Source organism: Nocardioides sp. WS12, from assembly GCF_014108865.1.
GTDB lineage: Bacteria > Actinomycetota > Actinomycetes > Propionibacteriales > Nocardioidaceae > Nocardioides.
This window is the reverse complement of the sequence record NZ_CP053928.1, coordinates 3,825,565-3,848,464: the sequence shown is the minus strand read 5'-3', so window position 1 is coordinate 3,848,464 and position 22,900 is coordinate 3,825,565. Positions and strand designations below refer to the sequence as shown.

The 22,900-nt window shown below is 69.7% G+C and carries 19 protein-coding genes, 1 tRNA gene and 1 riboswitch; of the genes, 12 read left to right on the top strand and 8 right to left on the bottom strand.

Annotated features, from left to right (window positions below):
- Positions 1-12 precede the first annotated feature (12 nt).
- From HRC28_RS18595 to HRC28_RS18585, 3 genes are all read right to left on the bottom strand, one after another.
- On the bottom strand, positions 13-1,011 hold the full coding sequence (locus tag HRC28_RS18595; protein WP_182376912.1) for a beta-ketoacyl-ACP synthase III: 999 nt from the start codon (positions 1,009-1,011) through the stop codon (positions 13-15).
- Positions 1,008-2,207, bottom strand: coding sequence for an acyltransferase domain-containing protein (locus HRC28_RS18590; RefSeq protein ID WP_182376911.1), 1,200 nt, complete (start codon positions 2,205-2,207; stop codon positions 1,008-1,010). Before HRC28_RS18590 ends, HRC28_RS18595 begins: the two co-directional genes overlap by 4 nt.
- A gap of 104 nt (positions 2,208-2,311) precedes the next feature.
- Positions 2,312-3,493, bottom strand: coding sequence for a helix-turn-helix domain-containing protein (locus tag HRC28_RS18585; protein WP_182376910.1), 1,182 nt, complete (start codon positions 3,491-3,493; stop codon positions 2,312-2,314).
- A gap of 107 nt (positions 3,494-3,600) precedes the next feature.
- Between HRC28_RS18585 and HRC28_RS18580 the strand changes: the two genes are divergently transcribed.
- The gene (locus tag HRC28_RS18580) at positions 3,601-4,572 is read left to right on the top strand and encodes an alpha/beta fold hydrolase (RefSeq protein ID WP_182376909.1); all 972 of its coding nucleotides are present in this window, start codon (positions 3,601-3,603) and stop codon (positions 4,570-4,572) included.
- Here the strand turns inward: HRC28_RS18580 and aceE are convergent.
- On the bottom strand, positions 4,569-7,346 hold the full coding sequence (aceE, locus tag HRC28_RS18575; protein ID WP_237111871.1) for a pyruvate dehydrogenase (acetyl-transferring), homodimeric type: 2,778 nt from the start codon (positions 7,344-7,346) through the stop codon (positions 4,569-4,571). The genes HRC28_RS18580 and aceE overlap by 4 nt on opposite strands.
- A 285-nt stretch (positions 7,347-7,631) precedes the next feature.
- Between aceE and HRC28_RS18570 the strand changes: the two genes are divergently transcribed.
- From HRC28_RS18570 to HRC28_RS18560, 3 genes are read left to right on the top strand one after another with little or no spacing between them, the layout of a single operon-like run.
- A complete protein-coding gene (locus HRC28_RS18570; protein ID WP_182380743.1) occupies positions 7,632-8,009 on the top strand; it encodes a DUF3052 domain-containing protein in 378 nt (125 codons plus the stop codon).
- Positions 8,010-8,019: 10 nt separating this feature from the next.
- A complete protein-coding gene (locus HRC28_RS18565) occupies positions 8,020-9,651 on the top strand; it encodes an AMP-binding protein (protein WP_182376907.1) in 1,632 nt (543 codons plus the stop codon).
- Positions 9,648-10,151 (top strand): peroxiredoxin, encoded by a 504-nt coding sequence (locus tag HRC28_RS18560; protein WP_182376906.1) that lies wholly within the window; start codon positions 9,648-9,650, stop codon positions 10,149-10,151. The genes HRC28_RS18565 and HRC28_RS18560 overlap by 4 nt, the downstream gene beginning before the upstream one ends.
- A gap of 363 nt (positions 10,152-10,514) precedes the next feature.
- Here the strand turns inward: HRC28_RS18560 and HRC28_RS18555 are convergent, their stop codons facing one another.
- The gene (locus tag HRC28_RS18555; RefSeq protein ID WP_182376905.1) at positions 10,515-11,201 is read right to left on the bottom strand and encodes an alpha/beta hydrolase; all 687 of its coding nucleotides are present in this window, start codon (positions 11,199-11,201) and stop codon (positions 10,515-10,517) included.
- Positions 11,202-11,296: 95 nt separating this feature from the next.
- Here HRC28_RS18555 and HRC28_RS18550 point away from each other — a divergent pair, with 95 nt between their 5' ends.
- Together HRC28_RS18550 and HRC28_RS18545 are read left to right on the top strand one after the other, a co-directional pair.
- Positions 11,297-12,250, top strand: coding sequence for a WYL domain-containing protein (locus HRC28_RS18550; protein ID WP_182376904.1), 954 nt, complete (start codon positions 11,297-11,299; stop codon positions 12,248-12,250).
- Between the two features lie 57 nt (positions 12,251-12,307).
- Positions 12,308-12,379, top strand: a tRNA-Val gene (locus tag HRC28_RS18545).
- 30 nt (positions 12,380-12,409) lie between these two features.
- On the opposite strand, the gene HRC28_RS18540 is transcribed toward HRC28_RS18545, so the two are convergent.
- The gene (locus HRC28_RS18540) at positions 12,410-12,658 is read right to left on the bottom strand and encodes a superinfection immunity protein (protein ID WP_182376903.1); all 249 of its coding nucleotides are present in this window, start codon (positions 12,656-12,658) and stop codon (positions 12,410-12,412) included.
- A gap of 154 nt (positions 12,659-12,812) precedes the next feature.
- On the opposite strand from HRC28_RS18540, the gene HRC28_RS18535 reads away from it, so the two are divergent.
- Positions 12,813-14,366: an AMP-binding protein gene (locus tag HRC28_RS18535; RefSeq protein ID WP_182376902.1), complete on the top strand. Its 1,554-nt coding sequence runs from the start codon at positions 12,813-12,815 to the stop codon at positions 14,364-14,366.
- On the opposite strand, the gene HRC28_RS18530 is transcribed toward HRC28_RS18535, so the two are convergent.
- Positions 14,333-14,881, bottom strand: coding sequence for a hypothetical protein (locus tag HRC28_RS18530; RefSeq protein WP_182376901.1), 549 nt, complete (start codon positions 14,879-14,881; stop codon positions 14,333-14,335). The two genes, HRC28_RS18535 and HRC28_RS18530, sit on opposite strands and share 34 nt — an antisense overlap.
- Positions 14,866-15,020, top strand: a riboswitch (cobalamin riboswitch). (Overlaps the previous gene by 16 nt.)
- Positions 15,021-15,050: 30 nt before the next feature.
- On the opposite strand from HRC28_RS18530, the gene cobN reads away from it, so the two are divergent.
- Genes cobN through HRC28_RS18505 form a run of 5 tightly spaced genes read left to right on the top strand, consistent with a single transcriptional unit; the run spans position 15,051 to position 21,951 of the window.
- On the top strand, positions 15,051-18,701 hold the full coding sequence (gene cobN, locus HRC28_RS18525) for a cobaltochelatase subunit CobN (protein WP_182376900.1): 3,651 nt from the start codon (positions 15,051-15,053) through the stop codon (positions 18,699-18,701).
- A gap of 2 nt (positions 18,702-18,703) precedes the next feature.
- On the top strand, positions 18,704-19,462 hold the full coding sequence (gene cobF, locus HRC28_RS18520) for a precorrin-6A synthase (deacetylating) (RefSeq protein WP_182376899.1): 759 nt from the start codon (positions 18,704-18,706) through the stop codon (positions 19,460-19,462).
- Positions 19,449-19,811, top strand: coding sequence for a (2Fe-2S) ferredoxin domain-containing protein (locus tag HRC28_RS18515; protein ID WP_182376898.1), 363 nt, complete (start codon positions 19,449-19,451; stop codon positions 19,809-19,811). The genes cobF and HRC28_RS18515 overlap by 14 nt, the downstream gene beginning before the upstream one ends.
- Positions 19,808-21,232, top strand: a complete 1,425-nt coding sequence (locus HRC28_RS18510) for a cobyric acid synthase (RefSeq protein ID WP_182376897.1) — start codon at positions 19,808-19,810, stop codon at positions 21,230-21,232. Before HRC28_RS18515 ends, HRC28_RS18510 begins: the two co-directional genes overlap by 4 nt.
- Positions 21,229-21,951, top strand: a complete 723-nt coding sequence (locus tag HRC28_RS18505; RefSeq protein ID WP_182376896.1) for a cobalt-precorrin-6A reductase — start codon at positions 21,229-21,231, stop codon at positions 21,949-21,951. Before HRC28_RS18510 ends, HRC28_RS18505 begins: the two co-directional genes overlap by 4 nt.
- 2 nt (positions 21,952-21,953) lie before the next feature.
- On the opposite strand, the gene HRC28_RS18500 is transcribed toward HRC28_RS18505, so the two are convergent.
- Complete coding sequence (locus HRC28_RS18500) at positions 21,954-22,892, bottom strand: SGNH/GDSL hydrolase family protein (RefSeq protein ID WP_182376895.1); 939 nt, start codon at positions 22,890-22,892, stop codon at positions 21,954-21,956.
- Between the last annotated feature and the right edge of the window lie 8 nt (positions 22,893-22,900).

Sequence of the window (22,900 nt, the reverse complement as noted above, 5' to 3'; positions counted from 1 at the left end):
TGGGCGGTTCGATCAGGGGAGGACGACGACCTGGGCGGCGTACGACAGTCCGGCGCCGAAGGCGATCAGCAGGGCGATGTCGCCGGAGCGGGCATCACCCTCCTCGATCATCCGGTCGAGGGCCATCGGAACCGAGGCTGCCGAGGTGTTGCCCGCGTCGATGATGTCGCGCGCAATCTTGACCGACGGGGGCAACTTCATGGCGCGGGCCATGGCGTCGGTGATCCGGTTGTTGGCCTGGTGCGGGACGAAGCAGTTCAACTCGTCGACGGTGACGCCGGCGCGGTCGAGCGCCTGCTGCGCCACCTTGGCCATTGCGAACGACGCCCAGCGGAAGACCTCGCTGCCCTTCATCGAGAGGAACGGCATGTGGGGCTGGTCCGAGGCGACCAGGTCACTCAGATCGGGGGTGCGGATGTGGTCGTAGTGCTCGCCGTCGGAGCCCCAGACGACCGGGCCGATCCCGGGTGTCTCGGACGGTCCCACGACGACCGCGCCGGCACCGTCGGCGAAGATGAACGCCGTGCCGCGATCGGTGGGGTCGGTGATGTCGGAGAGCTTCTCGACGCCGATGACCAGCGCGTAGCGGGCGCTGCCGCCGCGCACCATGTCGTTGGCCAGCGCGACGCCGTGGCAGAAGCCGGCGCACGCGGCCGAGATGTCGAAGGCAGCAGCCTGGTCGGTGCCGAGCTGGTGGGCGATCGCCGTCGCGGCGGACGGAGTCTGGAGCAGGTGGCTGACGGTCGCGACGATGACGCAGTCGACCTGACGGATGTCGATGCCGGCGCTCTCCACGGCCTTGCGGGCTGCGCCCACTGCCATCGAGATGACCGTCTCGGACTCATCGGCGAAGCGGCGGGTCTTGATGCCGGAGCGCTGCTGGATCCATTCGTCGCTGGAGTCGATGGCGTCGACGACGTCGGCGTTCGGGACCAGGCGCGAGGGGCGGTAGGCGCCGACGCCGAGGATCGCGCTGTGTGCCGAACCGCTCTCGGCCTTGAGGGTCGTCATGCGGGCACCGCTTCCGGGTGCAGGCGCAGCAGGGGCTGGCCGGGGGCGACCGGGTCGCCGTCCTCGACGAGCCACTCGACGATGAGGCCGCCGTGGGCGGCGGTGACCGCGATCCGGTCGCGCAGGCTGGCCACGTCACCGATCCGGACGCCGGCGGTGAGCAGGTCGGCTTCGTCGGTGCCTTCGGCGCGGTGGAAGATGCCCTTTGCCGGGGAGACCACCATGCGCCAGGTCGGGCTGGCGTCGATCGCCGACGCTTCTCCGTGCTTCATGCAGAACGCGCGGGCGTCGTCGAGTTGCTCGGGACCATTCAACGAGAAGGTCTCGACAGTGAGGCCGCGGTCGCGGAAGTAGCGCTTCGCAATGCCGGTGAGGGTGCCGGCGGGCGGCATCTCGAGGAAGCCGGTGATGCCGATGTCGACCATCGACTCGAGGCACAGGTCCCAGCGAACGGGCCGGGCGATCTGGCCGACGATCCGGCTCAGCACCTCGCGACCGTCGTGGATCACGGTGCCGTCGGAGTTCGAGATGAAGCGGGTGCGCGGGTCGTGGACCGACACCGACCTGGCCAGCTCGGTGACGTGGTTGACCGCGGGCGCCATGTGCTCGGAGTGGAATGCACCGGCCACCGGCAGGGGCCGCAGGCGCGCTCCCTTCGGGGCGTGGGCCGCGAGCTCTTCGAGCTGCTCGAGCGTGCCCGCCGCGACGATCTGGCCGGGGCCGTTGTCGTTGGCCGCGGTGAGGCCGCACTGCGTGAGTGCGGCCAGCACCTCGTCCCGGTCTCCGCCGAGGATGGCGGTCATGCCGGTCGCCGTGACGGCTGCGGCATCGGCCATGGCCTGGCCGCGCTCGCGGACCAGCACCATTGCCTGTTCGGCGGTGATGACGCGGGCGCCGACGGCGGCGGTGATCTCACCGACGCTGTGGCCGGTGACGGCACCCAGGCGACTGAACGCGTCGGCGGGGTGCGGGTACAGGGAAAGGGACGACACCAGGCCGGAAGCGACCAGCAGGGGCTGAGCGATCTTCGTGTCGCGGATCGTGTCCGCGTCGGCGGCGGTGCCGTAGTGGGCCAGATCGAGACCAGCGACGGTCGACAGCCAGTTCAGGCGCGACTCGAAGACCGGGTCCTCCAGCCAGGGGGTGAGGAATCCGGGGGTCTGGGCCCCTTGTCCGGGGGCAACGATGACGAGCACAAGAACAGCCTGCCTGTCGGACCCAGCCGGGTGCGCCTGCGCTGCCCACGAAACTGTCGACCAGACCTTGTGGGACCCCTACAAGTTTGGATCGGCCGAGCGCGTCAGACGCCTTGGCGGCCGAGCACGAGCGCCAGTTGGAGGACCAGCGCATCGCGGGGGACCGACGGGGTGAGGCCGGTCAGGTCGCCGATCTGGCCCAGTCGGTAACGCACGGTGTTGGCGTGGACGAACAGCGAACGGGACGTCGCCTCGATCCCCCCGCCGTTGGCGAAGTACGCGACCAGGGTCTCGACGAGCTCGCCCCGCGCGTCGTTCAACGGCGCGTAGATCTCCTCGATCGCCTCGAGCCGCGCGGTCTCGTCACCGGCGAGGATGCGTTCGGGGAGGAGGTCGTGGGCCGACACGGGTCGCGGGGCGTGCGGCCAGCCGACCGCCGCGCGCAGGGCGCCCAGGGCGACGCTGGCCGAGAGATGGGCGTGGGAGAGGTCGGACGCCACCGGTCCGACCACGACGGCACCCTCACCGAACAGGTGGACGACGGAAGCAGCGTCGGCCTCCGGCGCCGTCACGCCGCCGAGGATCACCACGAGGAGGTGTCCTTGGACGGCACTCAGCGCATCGAGGCCACCTTCCTTGGCAGCCCGTCGTACGTCCTCGAAGACCCCGGTCTGCTGGCCGGACGCCTCGGCGGGGGCGGTTCCGACGACCACGGCCACCTCGCCGCGTGCCGTCCAGCCGACGGCGCTGGCCCGTGAGAGCACGGATTCGTCGGTCTCGGCGCGCAGGACGGCGTCGACCGCGAGCGCCTCCAGGCGCGCGTCCCAACGACCGCGGACCTCGGCGGCCCGGGCGTAGACCTCGGCGGTGGCGAAGGCGATCTCGCGCCCGTAGCGAAGGATCGCTGCGTGGATCTCGGCCAGCACGTCCGGGTCGACCAGGCGGGCGATGTTGGCCTCGACCTCATCGATGGTGAGCTTGATCAGGTCGACGGTCTGGTGCAGGTCGACGACGCCCGCCATCGCCCGGGGAGCCACTCCGAAGACTTCGATCACGACGTCGTCGTCGCCGATGTCGCTCCCGCCGCCGTCGGCGAACCAGTCCACGAAGCTCTTCACACCGGCCTGGACGATCATTCCGACCCACGAACGGTCCTCGGCGCTCATCTCGCGGAACCAGGGCCGGTCGGCCTCCATGCGAGCCATCGCCGCCGTACCGAGCGACCCGGTCGCGGCTCGCAACTGCTGGGTTGCGCTGGCCCGTGCTGCGGGCCCGGTGGGGGACATGCGCCCAGCCTAGGGCTCGCATTTGTTAACGGGACCGTCACATCGGGCAGGCGGGCCTCGTGATTGAATCGTGGATCACCTGCAGGGCTGTCGGCGAGGGGGACGCGATGACGGATCAGTCGAAGCACGAGGTCCAGTTCTTCACCTTGCACGGCAAGCGACGTGCGTACGTCAAGGCGGGTGAGGGACCCGTCCTGCTGCTGTTGCACGGTCTGGCGTGCGACCACCGCACCTGGTTGCCCGTCATTGATGAACTGGCGAAGAAGTACACCGTGATCGCGCCCGACCTGCTCGGGCACGGCGTCTCCGACAAGCCCCGTGCCGACTACACGCTCGGTGGTTACGCCAACGGAATGCGTGACCTGCTGACGGTGCTGGGCATCGACAAGGTCACCGTGGTCGGCCACAGCTTCGGCGGCGGCGTCGCGATGCAGTTCGCCTACCAGTTCCCCGAGCGGACCCAACGGATGATGCTCGTGGCGACCGGAGGCCTGGGTCCCGAGGTCACGCCCCTCATCAAGTTCATCCAGGCGCCGGGCTGGTTCCCGGCCATGGGCGTCCTCACCCTGCCCGGCATCCGGCACGTCGAGACGCTGGCTCTCCGGTCGGCGGCGGCGTACGGCGGCGGTCCGCTGCGCAAGTACACCCGCGACCTCGCCGAGGTCGCCGACATCCTCGAGTCGTGGAAGGACCGACGAACCCGTTTCGCGATCCGGCACCTGGTGCGCGCGGTGATCGACTGGCGGGGCCAGATCGTCACCATGTCCGACCGGGCCTACCTGACCGAAGCCATCCCGATGGCCGTGGTGTGGGGGCGTGAAGACCAGGTGATCCCGGTGCGGCACGCGAGCAATGCCGCGGCCCTGGCGCCTGAACTGCGGGTCGAGGTGATGGCCGACTCGGGCCACTTCCCGCACAAGGACCATCCCGAGCAGTTCGCGCGGATCCTGGACGACTTCATCGTCACCACCGAGCCGGCGACGTACAACCGGGCGCGGTTCCGCCGGATGCTGAGGTCCGGCATGGCCAGGGCCGATACGACCCTGGCCAGCGTGGACACGGCCCTCACGACCGCTTAGGCGTCGCCGCCCTCCTGGAGGACGCCGGCGACCGACGTCGGGTCGGCGATCTGGTAGCGGTCCAGGGCTTCCTGGACGCGCGCCGGGTCGATCTCTCCGGCGTCGGCCAGCGCAGCGAGCGCCTGGACGACGACCGACTCGGCGTCGATCTGGAAGAACCGTCGTGCGGCCGGGCGGGTGTCGGCGAAGCCGAACCCGTCCGCGCCGAGCACGCGGTAGTCCTCGGGCACCCAGCGGGCGATCTGCAGGGGAACCGCAGTCATGTAGTCCGACACCGCGACCACGGGACCCTGGCCGCCGCTCAGCGCGTCGCTGACGTACGACGTCCGGTGGGCCTCCTGCGGGTGCAGGAGGTTCCACTTGTCGGTCGCGATCCCGTCGCGTGACAGTTCGTTCCACGACGTGACGGACCAGGTCTCGGACTGGACGCCCCAGTCGTCGGCGAGGATCCGGCGGGCGTCGTCGATCCACGGGAAGCCGACACCCGACGCGAGCAGGCGGACGCGGGGTCCTTCTGCGCCGGCGTCCGGTGTGGAGACCCGGTACATGCCCTTGAGCAGGGCTGCGACGTCGAGGTCCGCGGGCTCGGCCGGCTGCGGCACGGGCTCGTTGTAGACGGTGACGTAGTAGATGACGTCCTCGCCGCGCGGGTGCTCCTCGCTGGCGCCGTACATCCGCTCCAGGCCGGCGCGCATGATGTGGCCGACCTCGTAGGCGAACGCGGGGTCGTAGTGCACGACGGCCGGGTTCGTCGCTGCGAGCAGCGGGGAGTGGCCATCGGCGTGCTGCAGGCCCTCACCGGTCAGCGTGGTGCGCCCGGCGGTCGCACCGATCAGGAAGCCGCGGGCCAGCTGGTCGGCCATCGCCCAGATCGAGTCGCCCGTGCGCTGGAACCCGAACATCGAATAGAAGATGTAGAACGGGATCATCGGCTCGCCGTGTGTGGAGTACGACGACCCTGCTGCTGTCGCGGACGCCATCGCGCCGGCCTCGGAGATGCCCTCGTGCAGCATCTGGCCCTGCGGCGACATCTTGTACTGCAGCAGCATGTTGCGGTCGACGGACTCGTAGGTCTGTCCGTGCGGGTCGTAGACCTTGGCCGACGGGAACATCGCGTCCATGCCGAAGGTGCGGTACTCGTCGGGCGCGATCGGCACGATCCGCTGGCCAATGCCCGGGTCCTTCATCCAGTCCTTGAGCAACCGGACCGCGGCCATCGTGGTGGCGACCTTGTTCTTGCCGGCGCCCTTCTTCAGGTCGGCGTAGACCGAGTCCCCGGGGAGGGTCAGCAACTTCGACCGGTCCTCGCGCTTCGGCAGCGATCCGCCGAGCTGGCGACGACGTTCGAGCATGTACTCGACCTCGGGGGAGTCCGCTCCGGGGTGGAAGAACGGCGCACCACCCGTTGCTTCGTAGGACGTCTCGAGGTCGCGGTCGCTGATCGGCAGGTAGAGCCGGTCACGGAACTTCTTGAGGTCGTCCTTGGTCAGCTTCTTCATCTGGTGGGTCGCGTTCTTGCCCTCCAGCGAATCGATCGTCCAGCCCTTGACGGTGTGGGCGAGGATTACGGTCGGCTGGCCGACGTGCTTCGACGCGGAGTCGAAGGCGGCGTACACCTTGCGGTAGTCGTGGCCACCGCGCGGCAGCTTCTCGATCTGCCGGTCGCTCATGTGCTCGACCATCGCGCGCAGGCGCGGGTCCGGTCCGAAGAAGTGCTCGCGGTTGTAGGCGCCGCTCTCGACCGAGAACGTCTGGAACGCGCCGTCCGGCGTCGTGTTCATCTGGTTGACCAGCACGCCGTCGACATCGCGGGCGAGCAGGTCGTCCCACTCGCGGCCCCAGACGACCTTGATGACGTTCCAGCCGGCACCACGGAAGTTGGCCTCGAGCTCCTGGATGATCTTGCCGTTGCCGGTGACCGGTCCGTCGAGCTGCTGCAGGTTGCAGTTGATGACCCAGGTGAGGTTGTCGAGCTCCTCGCGGGCTGCGATCCGGATCGCGCCGAGCGACTCGGGCTCGGCCATCTCGCCGTCGCCGAGGAACGCCCACACGTGCTGGTCGCTGGTGTCGCGGATGCCGCGGTTCTGCAGGTAGCGGTTGAACCGGGCCTGGTAGATCGAGTTGATGCCGGTCAGGCCCATGGAGACGGTCGGGAACTCCCAGAAGTCCGACATCAGCCGCGGGTGCGGGTACGACGGCAGGCCGGCGCCCTTGCCGTGCTGGACCTCCTGGCGGAAGCGGTACAGCTGCTCCTCGTTCAACCGACCCTCGAGGAACGCGCGGGCGTAGATGCCGGGGGAGGCGTGTCCCTGGATGAAGAGCTGGTCCGGGCCGCCGGCGCCCTTGATCGCGGGCGCGTCCTTGCCGCGGAAGAAGTGGTTGAAGCCGACCTCGTAGAGGCTGGCGCTGGACTGGTAGGTGGCGATGTGGCCGCCGACCTCGAGTCCCTTGCGGTTGGCGCTCGACACCATGACCGCGGCGTTCCAGCGGATGAACGCACGGATCCGGCGCTCGACGTCCTCGTCGCCCGGGAACCACGGCTCGCGCTCCGGCGGGATCGTGTTGATGTAGTCGGTGCTCCGCAGGGCCGGCACGCCGACCTGCGCCTCTCGGGCCCGTTCCAGCAGGCGCAGCATGACGTAGCGGGCGCGTTCGCGGCCGCGCTCGTCGATGAGCGAGTTGAACGATTCGATCCAGTCCTGGGTCTCGTCCGGATCGATGTCGGGCAACTGGGTCGGCAGGCCTTCGTGGATGACGGTGGGTGACGTGATCACGCGGTCGGCGGGGGTGGTGCCGGACGGAGTGGCGTCAGTGGTGTCGGAGGTCACGGACCCCATCGTGGCACCGATCAGGTGACCAGAAAATCTACCCAGGAGTAGTTGTCATTGAGTCCGTTCAGTGGCGCAGGGTTGCGCCGCGGTACCTGACTCCGCTGGACTGTTCCCCAACCCGCGCGATGCGGGACCTTTGTCGTACCCCTTGAACAGCCCAAACCTGGAGGACTCACCGTGACTTCGACCGCCGCCGGCGGCACCACCCCGACCGGACCCGCAGAGCGCATGGGTCTCAATCCGGGGATGGTGGTTCAGGAACTCGGCTGGGACAACGACACCGACGACGCGCTACGCCTCGCGCTCGAGGACGCCATTGACGGCGACCTGGTGGACGGTGACTACGGCAACGTCGTGGACGCCGTCCTGCTGTGGTGGCGCAACGACGACGGTGACCTCGTCGACGGTCTCGTCGACGCGTTGACCGACCTCGTCGGTGGCGGCGTGATCTGGCTGCTCACCCCGAAGATCGGGCGTCCTGGCGCTGTTGATGCCGCCGACATCGCCGAGGCGGCGCCGACGGCGGGGCTGTCGCAGACGACCTCCGCGACCGTCAGCAAGGACTGGGGCGCGACCCGCCTCGTTGCGCCCAAGACGATCGCCTGACAATAGGCACATGCAGAAGCTCACGACGCGCATCAAGGGAGCCCGCACCAGCCTGAAGATCCTCACGGACTCGGGCATCGTGCGGCCCTACTCGCCGGTGGTCCTCGCCGGGATGGTCAACGCCCTGCGCCAGTGGAGCACCACGCCTGCCGGCGGGTTCAAGACCATCGCGCTGCGCCGGCCGAACGAGACCGCGATCATCGACGAGCGTGGCTCGCTCACGTGGTCGCAGGTGCAGACCCGCACCAACGCCCTGGCCTACGGTCTGCGCGCCCGGGGCGTGAAGTCGGGCGACGGCGTGGCCGTGATGTGCCGCAATCACCGCGGATTCATTGAGGCCTCGATCGCCGTCAGCAAGCTTGGCGCCGACGTCCTCTACCTCAACACCGCGTTCGCCGGCCCGCAGCTGGCTGACGTGCTTGCACGTGAGAAGCCGCGGGTCGTCATCCATGACGAGGAGTTCACCCAACTGCTCGCCGGCGCCGACATCGAGGACAGCGTCCTGGGCTGGACCGACGGAGAGCCCGGCGACGACAGCCTCGACGGCATGATCGCCGCCCGTACCGCGGCCGGCGACACCGCTGACCTGACCCCGTCGGGTCGCAGCGGCCGCACGATCATCCTGACCTCCGGCACGACCGGTACGCCGAAGGGTGCGCCCCGTCCGCAAGGCGGCATCCCCGCCGCCGTCTCGATCCTGTCGCGGATGCCGCTGCGCAGCGGCTGGAAGTGCCACGTCGCCGCCCCGCTGTTCCACACCTGGGGCTTCGCGCACTACCAACTCGCGATGATGCTCGGCACCACACTCGTGCTGACCCGTAAGTTCGACCCCGAGAGCGCCCTGAAGGTCCTGCGCGACGAGGACTGCGACTCGTTCGCCGTCATCCCCGTGATGCTGCAGCGGATCCTCGCGCTGCCCGAGGCCACGCTCGACCAGTACCCGCTCCCGAACCTCAAGGCCGTGGCCTCCTCGGGCTCCGCCCTGCCCGGTGACCTGCCCACGCAGTGGATGGATCGGTACGGCGAGAACCTGTACTCCATCTACGGATCGACCGAGATCGCGTGGGCCTCGATCGCCTCGCCCCAGGACCTCCGTGAGGCCCCCGGCACCGCCGGGCGGCTGCCGCACGCCACCGTCGTCCGGATCTTCGACGCCGACGGAAACGACGTCCCGACCGGGCAGTCCGGCCGGATCTTCGTCGGCAACGACCTGCAGATCGAGGGCTACACCGGTGGCGGCGGCAAGGAGATCATCCAGGGCCTGATGTCCTCCGGTGACGTCGGCCGCTTCGACACCGAGGGTCGCCTGTACGTCGAAGGCCGCGACGACGAGATGATCGTCTCCGGTGGCGAGAACGTCTTCCCCAAGGAGGTCGAGGACTGCCTGGCCGGTCACGACCGCGTGGCCGAGGTGGCCGCGATCGGGGTCGAGGACGCCGAATTCGGCAAGCGGCTCAAGGCGTTCGTGGTCCGCGTCCCCGACACGGAGCCGGTCACGGTCGACGAACTCAAGGACATGGTGAAGGCGAACCTCGCCCGCTACAAGGTCCCGCGCGAGATCGTGTTCCTCGACGAGCTGCCCCGCAACGCCACCGGCAAGGTGCTGAAGCGGGAGCTGGCCGCGCACGAGTCCCAGGAGTGAGGCCCTCGGCAGATGGCTCTCCGCCCGCCGCGGAGGGCATCGCGCTCGGTGGCCTCGCCCCCGACTTCACGCTGCGCGACCAGTTCGGCCAGGACATCTCCCTGGCGTCGTACCGCGGGAAGAAGGCGGTGGCGCTGGTCTTCTACCCGTACGCCTTCAGCGGCGTGTGCACGGGGGAGATGGGCGGCATCCGGGCCCGGCTCGACGAGTTCCTCACCTTCGACACCGAGATCCTCGCGATCTCCTGCGACCCGGTCTACGCGCTGCGCGCGTTCAGCGACTCCGACGGCCTGAACTTCGGCCTGCTGAGCGACTTCTGGCCCCATGGTGAGGTCGCTCGCGCGTACGGCGTCTTCGACGACGCCGCCGGTTCTCCGCAGCGGTCGTCGTACGTCGTGGACAAGGACGGGCGCCTCAGCTGGGCCGTCCATCACCGCAATCCGGACGCCCGAAACCTCGACGATCTGCTCGTCGCGCTGCGCAACGCCGCCGGCGAGTAGGCCATCCGGACTGTTCGCGTAGTCATTTCGGATCATTTTCAACGAAATTTGCCGCGATGGGTTGGAACCGCCGGAAACGGCCGTTAGAGTTCACCTTGTTGAACCGCTGGAGACCCGAGACTCCGGCGGTTCAGCTCATTTTTGGCTGAGCGTGTCTTCGCCGAAGATGCGGGCGAGCAAGCTCGCCGGTGGACGGCTCTCGACACGCTGCCAGCCCCGCAGTTGGCTTTCGTAGGGCTCGCCTTGGTCTGGCGGCAAGCCTCCTGGTGCGAGCGCAGCGAGCCTCCCGGTGGTTGAGGTGCGAGCGCAGCGAGCCTCCCGGTGGTTGAGGTGCGAGCGCAGCGAGCCTCGAAACCTCCGGCGTCAGATTCGCTCGGTGCAGTTCGCCAGGATGCCCGCCAGTTCGGCGGGCTTGGTGAACATCGGCCAGTGGCCGGAGTCGATGTCGGCGAAGTCGAGGCGGGTGGCCTTGGTGAGGGCGGGGATGTCGCCGGACTCGAGCCACTCCTTCGCCTCGGCGGGCGAGAACTCCGGGCAGACCAGTGTCACGGGCACGTCGTAGCGGCGCTCGTCGGTGAGGCGGACGATGCCCTGGGTGATGGCGGCCGGGACGGCGATCGCACCCGCGGCGACCGTGGCCTTCATGTCGTCGGGGATGTCGTCGGAGTCGGGGCCTGCGAACGGCTCCCAGCCGGGGAACGGTACGACGCCGTCCACGGGCTCGAAGAAGCCGAAGTACTTCTCGCCGTCCTGACGGGGCATGCCGCCGATCAGCGCGACGTGGGCGACCTGCTCCGGCCGCGTGTCCACAGCGGCCCACGCCAGGGCGCAGGCAGCCGAGTGGCCGACCACCAGGGCCGGGCCGTCGGCGGCGTCGACGGCCGCGACGACAGCGGCCACCTGGTCGTCGTACGTCGCGTCGGCGTTGCCGTCACCCTGTCCGGGCAGGGTCAGCGGGATCGGGCGGTGGCCGAGCTTCTCCAGCTCGGGCACGACGGCGTCCCAGGCCGATCCGTCGAGCCACATGCCGGCGATGAGCACGATGTCCATGTCAGTTCTCCTTCTCAAGGGGGTTCGGCACCAGCCTACGAAGGGTTCCGGACATTCCCCTTCCGGATTGTTCCCAGCGCTGTCAGGGTGTTCCGATGAGCGAGATCAGTCCGACCGCGCGAGCGCTGAGGACGCTGGAGATCCTGCAGGCCCGACCGGGGTGTACCGCTGACCAGCTTGCCGAGCGACTGGGGGTGACCGATCGGGCGGCACGTCGCTACGTCGCCATCCTGCGCGAGGCCGGCATCCCGGTCGAGTCCGTCCGGGGGCCGTACGGCGGCTACCGGCTCGGACGCGGAGTGCGGCTGCCGCCCCTGGTCTTCAGCGCTGCCGAGGCGCTCGGACTGGTGATGGCGGTCCTCGACGGCCGCCATGCCGCCGCGGACAACGAGGATCCCGTGGGCTCCGGTCTGGGGAAGATCATCCGTGCCCTGCCGGTCCACGTGGGACGGCAGGCCGCAACGATGCGCGAGCACGCGCGCGCCGTACCCGCCCCCTGGGCGAAGCCCGATCCTGAGGTGACCAGCGCACTGGTCGAAGCCGTGGGCGAGCAGCGACAGGTGCGGATCGGCTATCGCAGTGCGGCCGGGAACAGTCACACCTTCGAGGTGGACCCGTGGTCGGTGGTGGTGCGCTACGGGCGCTGGTACCTGCTCTGCTTCGCCCACCACGCCGACGCCGTACGCACCTATCGGATCGACCGGGTGACGTCGGTGGGGAAAGGCACCCGGACCTTCGAGACGCCCGAGGGGCTCGATCCGGTGGCTGTCCTCGAGGAGAACCTCGCTTCGGGGTGGGACCACGACACCAGGGTCGTGTTCCACGCCCCCGCCTCTGAGGTGGTGCCCTGGCTGCGGCCGACGATGGGCCGGATCGAGCCGTTGGACGAATCGCGCTGTGTCGTCGTGGGCAGCACCAACAACCCGACGATGTACGCAGGCGAGTGGCTGGCGGGGATGCCCTTCGACTTCACGGTCGAGGGCGGGCCGGAGTTGCGGGCGGCGGTGGCCGCGGTGGCGGCGAAGCTTGCGCGCGCCGTGGGGGAGTGACGGAGGCCGCCGTTTCGGGCCTGAGGGGGCGCCTTCGCTACGCTGATGCGGCTTCTGGGGCGTATAGCTCAGCGGTAGAGCGTCCGCCTTACACGCGGATGGTCGGGGGTTCGATCCCCTCTGCGCCCACAAGTTCTGCGCCCACCAGTACGACCCGTGTCACTCCGTGATCCGCAGGCCGGCGAGCCCGTGCCCCTTGCTGGCCATGCCGAGTGCCACGAACCAGCCGACGACGGTCCAGCCCAGCGCGAAGTTCATGACTCCGATGGCGTCGGCGTTCGCCTTGCCGCGGGTGGTGGCGACGGCCCAGGGAAGCAGGTACCCGCAGGTGCAGAAGGTGGCGAGCCAGGTCAGCAGGACGCGCCGGAAGCGGCGCCGGTGCTGGTCGCTGACCAGTTCGAGGTACATGGCGGCACGGTAGTGGATCCCGGTGTCGGGCAGGGGCGAACCGCTCAGCGCGTATCGGCAGCCGCTGGGCGACCTGCCCGGTCGGAGGGCAGCGGTGACCGGGTCGTTTCTCCTAGGGTGGGCGTCGTCACATCCCTGTCGCCAGGAGGCACCTGTGTTCGTCCCGTTCAGCGTCAACGACTTCCTCGACCGCGCAACGGCGGTCTACGGCGATCGGATCGGCGTCGTGGACGAGCCCGACCAGCCCGCGGCCAGTCTCGGCGAGCTGACCTATGCGCAGGTCGGAGCGCTCGCGCGTCGCCAGGCCGCGAAGCTCGACGAACTCGGCATCGGCGTCGGTGACCGCGTCGCGATCGTCAGCCACAACAGCAGTCGGCTGCTGACATCGTTCTACGGCGTGAGCGGTTGGGGCCGGGTGCTGGTGCCGGTGAACTTCCGGCTGAGTCCCGACGAGGTGCAGTACATCGTCGAACACTCCGGGGCGCGGGTCCTCTACATCGACCCCGAACTGGAGGAGTCGCTCGCTGACGTGAAGTGCGAGCAGAAGTTCGTGATCGGCGACGACGATGCGCTCTACGCGGCCGAGGGCGCAGAGCCGCAGCCGTGGGAGTACGACGAAGGGGCGACGGCCACCATCAACTACACCTCCGGTACGACGGCACGACCCAAGGGCGTCCAGATCACCCACCGCAACATCTGGATCAACGCGCTCACCTTCGGACTGCACGCGCAGCTCAACGACCGTGACGTCTACCTGCACACGCTGCCCATGTTCCACGCGAACGGCTGGGGGATGCCGTTCGCGATGACCGGTATCGGTGCCCAGCACATCGTGCTGCGCAAGATCGACGGTGCCGAGATCCTGCGCCGGGTCCGTGATCACGGTGTCACGGTGATGTGTGCCGCTCCGGCGGTCGCGGCCGCCGTACTCGAGGCGGCGCAGACGTGGGAGGGCGAGATCCCCGGCCGGGACCGGGTGCGGATCATCATGGCCGGTGCCCCGCCGCCGACGAAGACCGTCGTGCGGGTCGAGGAGGATCTCGGCTGGGAGTTCATCCAGATCTACGGCCTCACCGAGACCTCGCCGCTGCTGACCTTCAACCGCACCCGCGCCGAATGGGACGACCTGACGGCACCGGAGCGCGCGGCGAAGCTGACGCGTGCGGGTGCTCCGGCCCTGGGCGTCCGGCTGAAGACCGATGAGTCCGAGGAGGGCGCGGGCGAGGTGCTGGCCCGGTCGAACGTCGTGCTCGAGGGGTACTGGGAGCAGCCGGAGGAGTCGGCGGCCGCGCTGAAGGACGACTGGTTCCACACCGGTGACGGCGGCTACCTCGGCGACGACGGCTACCTGACGATCGCGGATCGCAAGAAGGACGTGATCATCACCGGCGGCGAGAACGTCACGTCGATCGAGGTCGAGGACACGCTGTTCTCCCACCCGGCCGTGGCCGAGGTCGCAGTGATCGGCGTCCCCAGCGAGAAGTGGGGCGAGACGATCAAGGCGCTCGTGGTCCTGACCGCCGACGCCACCGCGGGCCCCGAGATGGAGGCCGAACTGATCCGCTGGTGCAAGGACCGGCTGGCTGGCTACAAGTCACCGACGTCGGTGGAGTTCCGCGACGAACTGGCCCGCACGGCGACCGGCAAGTTGCAGAAGTTCAAGCTGCGCGCGCCCTACTGGGACGGGTTGAACCGCCAGGTGAACTGAGCGGTCGGGACGAGCGAGGCAGTCCAGCCGGCAGCCTGCCAGGCGGCGACGGTCTCGCCTGCCCAGGCGGACACCGCGGCGTCGGCCGAGTCGATGACGTCGATCTCGGTCGTCACCGGCGCTGCTGCGGGGACGAGCGGCTGACCACTGATCGGGTCGGTCAGGTCGGGTCCGCCGTCGACGCAGGTCGCGCGGACCAGGCCGATACCGAGGCGCCGCTGGTTCAGGGCGAGGCTCAGCGCGGCGATGCCGGCGTCGCCGTACCCGACGACCGAGAGGCCGTCCGGCGGGTGCACCGAGGACTCGCGGGCATAGCGAACCGAACGCAGCAGATCGCCTCCGTCGGCCCACGTCGGTACGACGACACGAACCTTCCCGCGGGTGGCGATCCGGCTGGCGAGCGCCGCCACGGCGTCGGGGTCGGACCGCACCGCCGGATGCCACAAGAGGAGGGTGTCTGCGTTCGGGTGTCCGTGTACCGCGACCTGGATGCCGGGCGACTGCTGTGTGACCACGGGACCACCGTAGGCTGAGCACCCACATGTCCGTGGCACAGGAACCCGGTGCGAGACCGGGGCGGTTCCGCCACTGTGATCCCAGCTGAGCAGATCGGCACGGGTGAGCCAGACACTGGTCGCGGACATCAGCCACCGATCGAGGGGCGCGAACCCCGAGGAGGAACCTGTGCGCATCGCACTCCTGTCCACGTCCGACACCGACCTGCTCTCTGCCCGATCGAGCGGCGGCGACTACGGCTGGGGCAACCCCAACCGCTCGGACCTTGCTGATCTGGTCGCGCTGGCCGAGGGTGCCGACCTGGTCGTCCTGCGCCTGCTCGGCTCCCCGCAGCAGTACGACGCCGAGCTGGCCGCGTTGCGCGGCACCGGGCGTCCGCTCGTGGTGCTCGGCGGCGAGCTCACGCCGAGCGCGGAACTGATGGAGACCTCGACGGTCCCGGTCGGTGTCGCCGCTGAGGCGCACCGCTACCTCGCCGAGGGTGGCCCGCGGAACCTGGCGCAGTTGCACGCCTTCCTCTCCGACACCGTGTTGCTGACCGGTGAGGGGTTCGAGGCGCCAGAGGTGATTCCGGCGTGGGGGATCCTCGAGCGCCCGGAGGTTTCGAGGCTCGCTGACGCTCGCACCTCAACCACCGGGCACCTCGCGAAGGTGGGGGTGCTGTTCTACCGGGCGCACCACGCGAGCGGGAACACGGACTTCGTGCACGCGCTGTGTGACGCGATCGACGCGACGGGTGATGCCATCGGCGTGCCGGTGTTCGCGGGTTCGCTGCGCGCGGCGCCGGACGAGTTGTTCACGGCCCTGGGTGACCTCGACGCGCTGGTCGTCACGGTGCTGGCTGCCGGTGGCAGCACGCCCGCTGCTGTCAGCGCCGGTGGCGACGACGAGACGTGGGACGTGGAGCGGATCGCTGCGCTCGACGTGCCGGTCCTGCAGGGCCTGTGCCTGACCAGCAGCCGCGAGGAGTGGGAGGCCTCCGACGACGGCGTCACGCCGCTCGACTACGCCAACCAGGTCGCCATCCCCGAGTTCGACGGCCGGATCAGCACCGTGCCGTTCTCCTTCAAGGAGATCGACCCCAACGACCCGGCCGGCCTGCCGTCGTACGTCGCGGACGCGGAGCGCTCGGCCCGGGTCGCCGGCCTCGCGGTGAACTACGCCCGCCTCCGCTCGGTGCCGCAGAACGAGAAGAAGCTCGCGCTGATGCTCAGCGCCTACCCGACCAAGCACGCCCGCATCGGCAACGCCGTCGGCCTCGACACCCCGGTGTCGACCGTCCGCCTGCTGCTTCGGCTGAGGGATGCGGGCTACGACCTGGGGTCGGACAATGTCGTGACCCGCGTACTCGGGGATTTCGAGGCTCGCTGCGCTCGCACCTCAATCACCGAGGCGGAGACCGAAGCCGGTGATGCCCTCATTCACGCCCTCATCGCGGCGGGTGGGCAGGACGAGGAGTGGCTGACGCAGGCGCAGTTGACCGACGCGCACGTGCGGATCACCAAGGCCGACTACGACGCCTGGACCACCGACGTCCCGGCCGACCTGCGCGACGCGATGGTCGAGGCCTGGGGCGAGTCCCCGGGCTCGCTGTTCATCAACGACGCGGGCGAGATCGTGCTCGCCACGCTGCAGGCCGGCAACATCGTGCTGATGATCCAGCCGCCCCGCGGCTTCGGCGAGAACCCCGTCGCGATCTACCACGACCCGGACCTGGCTCCGAGCCACCACTACCTGGCGGCGTACCGCTGGGTCCAGCACGGTTTCGGCGCCCACGCGGTCGTCCACCTCGGCAAGCACGGCTCGATGGAGTGGCTGCCGGGCAAGAACGCCGCCCTGTCGGCGTCCTGCGCGACGGACGCGGCGATCGGCAGCATGCCGCTGATCTACCCGTTCCTCGTCAACGACCCGGGCGAGGGCGCGCAGGCCAAGCGCCGCGCGCACGCGACGATCATCGACCACCTGGTGCCGCCGATGGCGCGTGCCGAGAGTTACGGCGACATCGCGCGACTCGAGGGCCTGCTCGAGGAGTACGACAAGATCTCCGCGATGGACCCGGGCAAGCTCGCGGCCATCCGTGGCGAGATCTGGCAGCTCATGCACGCCGCTGAGATGCACCGCGACCTCGGCCTCGAGGAGCGCCCGGACGACGAGCAGTTCGACGACTTCCTGCTGCACGTCGACGGCTGGCTGTGCGAGATCAAGGACTCCCAGATCCGCGACGGCCTGCACATCCTGGGTCAGGCGCCGGAAGGCGAGGCCCGGGTCAACCTGGTGCTCGCGATCCTGCGCGCTTCGCAGGTGTGGGGCGGACAGGCCCAGTCGGTGCCCGGGCTGCGGTCCGCCCTCGGGCTGGCCGTCGACGCACCCACCACGGACGTCGACCGGGTCGAGGCCGAGGCCCGCGAACTCGTCGAGGCAATGGACAAGGCGGGCTGGGACCCGGCCCGGGTCGAGGAACTGACCGCCTCGCCGGAGGTCCGTCAGGTCCTGACGTTCGCTGCGACCGAGGTCGTCCCGCGGCTCGCCCGCACCACCGACGAACTCGACAACACCCTGCACGCCCTCAACGGCGGCTTCGTGCCGGCCGGTCCGTCCGGTTCGCCGCTGCGCGGCCTGGTCAACGTGCTGCCGACCGGCCGCAACTTCTACACCGTCGACCCGCGAGCGGTCCCGTCGCGCCTGGCGTGGCAGACCGGCCAGGCGATGGCCGACTCGCTGATCCAGCGCTACCTCGACGACGAGGGTTCCTATCCCGAGTCGGTCGGCCTGTCGGTCTGGGGTACGTCGGCCATGCGCACCTCCGGCGACGACATCGCCGAAGTCCTTTCCCTGCTGGGCGTCCGGCCCGAGTGGGACGAGGCCTCGCGTCGCGTGACCAACCTGGTCGTCGTACCGCTGGAGGAGCTGGGGCGTCCGCGCATCGACGTCACGGTTCGGATCTCCGGGTTCTTCCGGGACGCGTTCCCGCACGTGGTCGCGATGCTGGACGACGCAGTGAAGCTGGTTGCCGCTCTCGATGAGCCGGCCGACAAGAACTTCGTCCGCGCCCACGCGCAGGCCGACCTGGCCGAGCACGGGGACGAGCGCCGTTCGACGACGCGGATCTTCGGCTCCAAGCCGGGGTCGTACGGCGCCGGCATCCTGCAGGCCGTCGAGTCCGGCACCTGGCGCGACGACGCCGACCTCGCCGAGGTCTACACGGCGTGGGGCGGCTTCGCCTACGGCCGCGGCCTCGACGGGGTGCCCGCTGCGGAGGACATGCGCAGCAACTACAAGCGGATCAAGGTCGCCGCCAAGAACATCGACACCCGCGAACACGACATCGCGGACAGCGACGACTACTTCCAGTACCACGGCGGCATGGTCGCCACCGTGCGTGCGCTGTCGGGCACCAATCCGAAGGCGTACGTCGGCGACTCGACCACCCCCGATGCGGTCCGCACGCGCACGCTTCAGGAGGAGACCAACCGCGTCTTCCGGGCCCGCGTCGTCAACCCGCGCTGGATCGGCGCGATGCAGCGCCACGGCTACAAGGGCGCCTTCGAGCTCGCGGCGACCGTCGACTACCTCTTCGGCTTCGACGCCACGGCCGGCGTCGTCCACGACTGGATGTACGAGTCGCTGGCCAAGGAGTACGTCCTCGACGAGACCAACCAGGAGTTCCTGCGCAAGTCGAACCCGTGGGCGCTGCGCAGCATCGTCGAGCGACTCCACGAGGCGAAGGACCGCGGCCTGTGGGCCGAGCCGGACCCGGAGATCCTGGCCGCGCTGCAGCAGGCGTACCTCGACGTCGAAGGCGACCTCGAGGACCGATGAGCGTGAAGGTCAGGATCCTCGGCTTCGGAATGGGGCCGCAGCACGTCACTCCTGAAGTCGCCGAGGCGCTCCGGGGCTGTGACTACGCGCTGGCGGTCCAGAAGGGGGACGACGACTCCCTGCTCGCCGTACGACGGGCCGTGTGCGAAGCGCATGGTGTCGAGCTGGTCGTGGTGCGCGATCCCGAGCGGGACCGGTCTCCGGGCCTGGATCGCGCGGGCTACGAAGGCGCCGTGGCCGACTGGTACGACGCCCGGCTCACGGCCTACCGCGACGTGCTCGAGGAGCGCGGAGGAGTCGCTGCCTTCCTCGTGTGGGGCGACCCCTCGTTGTACGACGGCACGATCCGGATCGTCGAGGAGCTCGGCGCAACGATTGATCTCGAGTTCGACGTGTTGCCGGGCATCAGCGCGCCGCAGATGCTGGCCGCGCGCCACCGCATCGTCCTGCACCAGGTCGGCAAGCCCGTCCACGTCACGACCGCACGGCGACTGCGCCACGACGTCACGTCCGGACAGAACAACCTCGTCGTGATGCTCACGTCCGGGGTGGATCTCGACGGCTTCGAGGACTGGCACATCTGGTGGGGCGCCAACCTCGGCGGCGTCGGCGAGCACCTCGTCAGCGGTCGCGTCGGAGCCGTGCGATCGGCGCTGGTCGAGGCACGCGCGAAGGCGAAGGCGGAGGCCGGCTGGGTGATGGACCTGTTCCTGATCCGTGCCCCGGAACTGCCGCTGGAGGACTCCGATGGCGCTGCCTGACCGCGACGTCCTGCTGTGCCGCGACTGCTGCTGCGGTACGACGAAGAAGCACCCCGCTGTCGACCACAGCGCCCAGCGCGACGCGATCGAGGCACTCGATGACCCTGCCGGCCGCCGCGGACCGCGGATCCGGGTGCGGGTCGTGGACTGTCTCGACGAGTGCGACCGCAGCAACGTCGTGCTGGTGCGCGACTTCACCTACTTCCCGGGCGGTCGCCGTCCCAAGGACACGTGGCTCGGTGGCGTGCTGTCCGAAGGGACCACGGAGGACGTCGTGGACTGGGTGCGCGAGGGTGGCGCCGTGCCGCCGTCGCTCGCGCCGCGGGTCTTCCGGGGACGCCGACAATGAGTGCCCTGCTGGTGGCCGGCATGACCTCCGACGCCGGCAAGAGCGTGGTCGTGACCGGGCTGTGTCGGGCGCTTGCGCGGCGTGGCATCTCGGTGGCGCCGTACAAGGCGCAGAACATGTCGAACAACTCGATGGTCGTGACGTCACCCGACGGCACACCGGGAGAGATCGGCCGCGCCCAGTGGGTGCAGGCGCTCGCTGCTGGTGTCGTGCCCGAGGTCGCGATGAACCCCGTGTTGCTGAAGCCGGGCAGTGACCGCCGCAGCCACGTGATCCGGATGGGGCAGCCCGACGGCGAGGTGTCGGCGCGTGACTGGCAGACCGGTCGACAGCGGCTCGCGGAGAGCGCGTTCGCGGCGTTCGACGACCTGCGGTCGCGATTCGACCTGGTCGTCGCCGAGGGGGCCGGCAGCCCGACCGAGATCAACCTGCGTTCCAGCGACTACGTGAACATGGGCCTCGCGCAGCACGGCACGGTTCCGACCGTGGTCGTCGGCGACATCGACCGCGGTGGCTGGTTCGCCTCGGCGTTCGGCACCCTCGCGCTGCTCGACGAGGCCGACCAGCGGCTGATCGCGGGCTTCCTGGTCAACCGTTTCCGTGGCGACGTGGACCTGCTCCGCCCCGGGTTGGACGACCTGGAGCGCCGTACCGGACGGCCGACGTACGGCGTCCTGCCGTGGCACCCGGACCTGTGGCTGGACTCCGAGGACGCGCTCGACCTGCAGGGCCGTCGGGCACCCGTCGAGGGTGCGTTGAAGGTGGCTGTGGTGCGCCTGCCCCGGATCAGCAACTTCACCGACGTCGACGCGCTCGGCCTCGAGCCCGGCCTCGATGTCTCCTTCGTGTCCGACCCGTCGCGGCTCGCGGACGCCGACCTGGTCGTGCTGCCCGGCACCCGCTCCACCATCGCCGACCTCGCGTGGCTGCGCTCGCGTGGCCTCGATGCGGCGATCCTGCGGCATGCCGCGGCCGGCCGGCCCGTCCTCGGGATCTGCGGCGGCTGCCAGATGCTGGGGACGACGATCTCCGACCCCGAAGGTGTCGAGGGATCCGCAGGCGCGGTCGTCGAGGGTCTCGGCCTGCTCGATCTCGTCACCGACTTCGACGCGGTGAAGACCCTGCGCCTGCACGAGCCGGCCGGCTACGAGATCCACCACGGTCGCATCACGGGGGAGCGCACCCGCGGTTCCGTGACCGGAACGATGGTGCACGGCAGCCTCGAGGACGACGCGGCCCGCAGCGCCTTTCTGTCCGGCGCACTCGGCATCGCGTCGACGGTTTCGTTCCCGGAGGCCCGGGCCAGGCGGCTCGACCTCCTCGGCGATCTCGTCGAGGAACACCTCGATCTCGACGCACTGCTCAACCTGGCGCAGGACGGCGTGCCCGCCCTGCCCGTGGTCACCGGAGGACTGGCATGAAGGTCTTGTTGCTCGGCGGCACGGGCGAGGCCCGCGACCTGGCCGAAGCCCTGGTGGCTGACGGCATCGACGTGACCTCCTCGCTCGCCGGTCGGGTGGCCCGGCCGCGGTTGCCCGTCGGCCCGGTCCGCATTGGCGGCTTCGGTGGCGTCGAGGGCCTGCGCTCTGCGCTGGCGGAGTACGACGTCGTGGTCGACGCCACGCACCCGTTCGCCCTCGGGATGAGCACCAACGCTGCAGCGGCCTGCGCGGCCGAGGACAAGCCGCTGCTGCGGCTCGAGCGCCCCGGCTGGGGCGACCGCGCGACGCCGTCGTGGATCTGGGTGGACACCCACGAACAGGCTGCGACCGTGGCCGGCGAACTCGGCCACCGGCCGTTCCTGACCGTCGGTCGACAGGAACTGGCGCGCTTCGTACCCAAGCTGCGCGACCTGCACGTGCTCGCGCGGGTCGTGGACGAGCCCGACATCGAACTGCCTGAAACGTGGGAGTTGTTGACCTCCCGCGGTCCTTACACGCTCGACGGCGAACGGGCCCTCATGGTCGACCGCGACGTGCTGGTCACCAAGGACTCCGGTGGCAGCTACACGTGGCCGAAGATGGAGGCCGCTGCCGAGCTCGGCATCCCCGTGGTCGTCGTACGACGGGCGGCGGGGCCGGCGGGCGTCGTGACCGTCAGCTCCGTGGCCGACGCGATGCGCTGGTTGCGGACCCGCTGACCTCAGCTTCTGCGGATCGCCTTGGTGACGATCCGCGCCTGTGCGTCGGCTCCGAACTGGTTGGGGTGGAACGGAAACGCGACCAGCGTCGGGTTGGCCAAGGAGAGCGGGACCAGGCCCTCGACGTACGCCTTGCCGGGGCGCTGGCACATGTCGTGCCCGATCGTCGGGGTGTAGGTGTCGATCAACCGCGTGTGCTTGTCCGCCTTCGCCACCCGCTTCAACATCGCGTTGAGCCTGAGGAAGGTCTTCTGGATGTAGGCCACGTCGGCGTCGGCGATCGGAATTATCGGCCAGCAGCCCTTGCCGGACGCGGGGATGCCGTTGAGGTAGTTGACGAGGAAGATGTCGGCTCGCGGAGAGCGGCGGTGGATCTCGCGCAACCGCTTCCGGAGTTTCGGCTCGGTGGCCGTGATGCGCTCCACGAACCGATCGATCCCACCGGCGGTGAAGGACTTGCTGCACGGACGGCCGAGCGGTGCGGGCAGGCCGAGGTCGACGGGCAGGAGGTTGAGACAACCCGTGATGGCCTCGGCCAGTCCGATGTCGTTGCCGCCGATGCCGACCGTGACGAGGTCCGTGGTCCTCGTGAGTTTGTCGAACTGGGGCGGGGCCACGCCGCCGAGAGGGAGTCCGCGTTGCGGCTGCACGAAGTGGTCGCTGGTGGCGCTGCCACAGGTTGCGTCGCGGAACGTGCGCACGCCGAGCGCTGCGGCGACCTGGCGCGGATAGTTGGTCGACGACTGGGCACAGTCGAGGGGAACGAACTTCGTCGCCGGGGGGAACGTCGTGAGGACATCGGCGCTCCACGAGTCGCCCAGCGCGACGTACTCGCGGTAGCGCGGCTGGTGGCCGGACGCATCGGCCTGCGTCTGCGTGGGCACGGCGGTCAACAGCGCGGCAGCGAGGGCGGCGGTCACGATCTTCGTGGTCCTGGTCACGCCGCAAG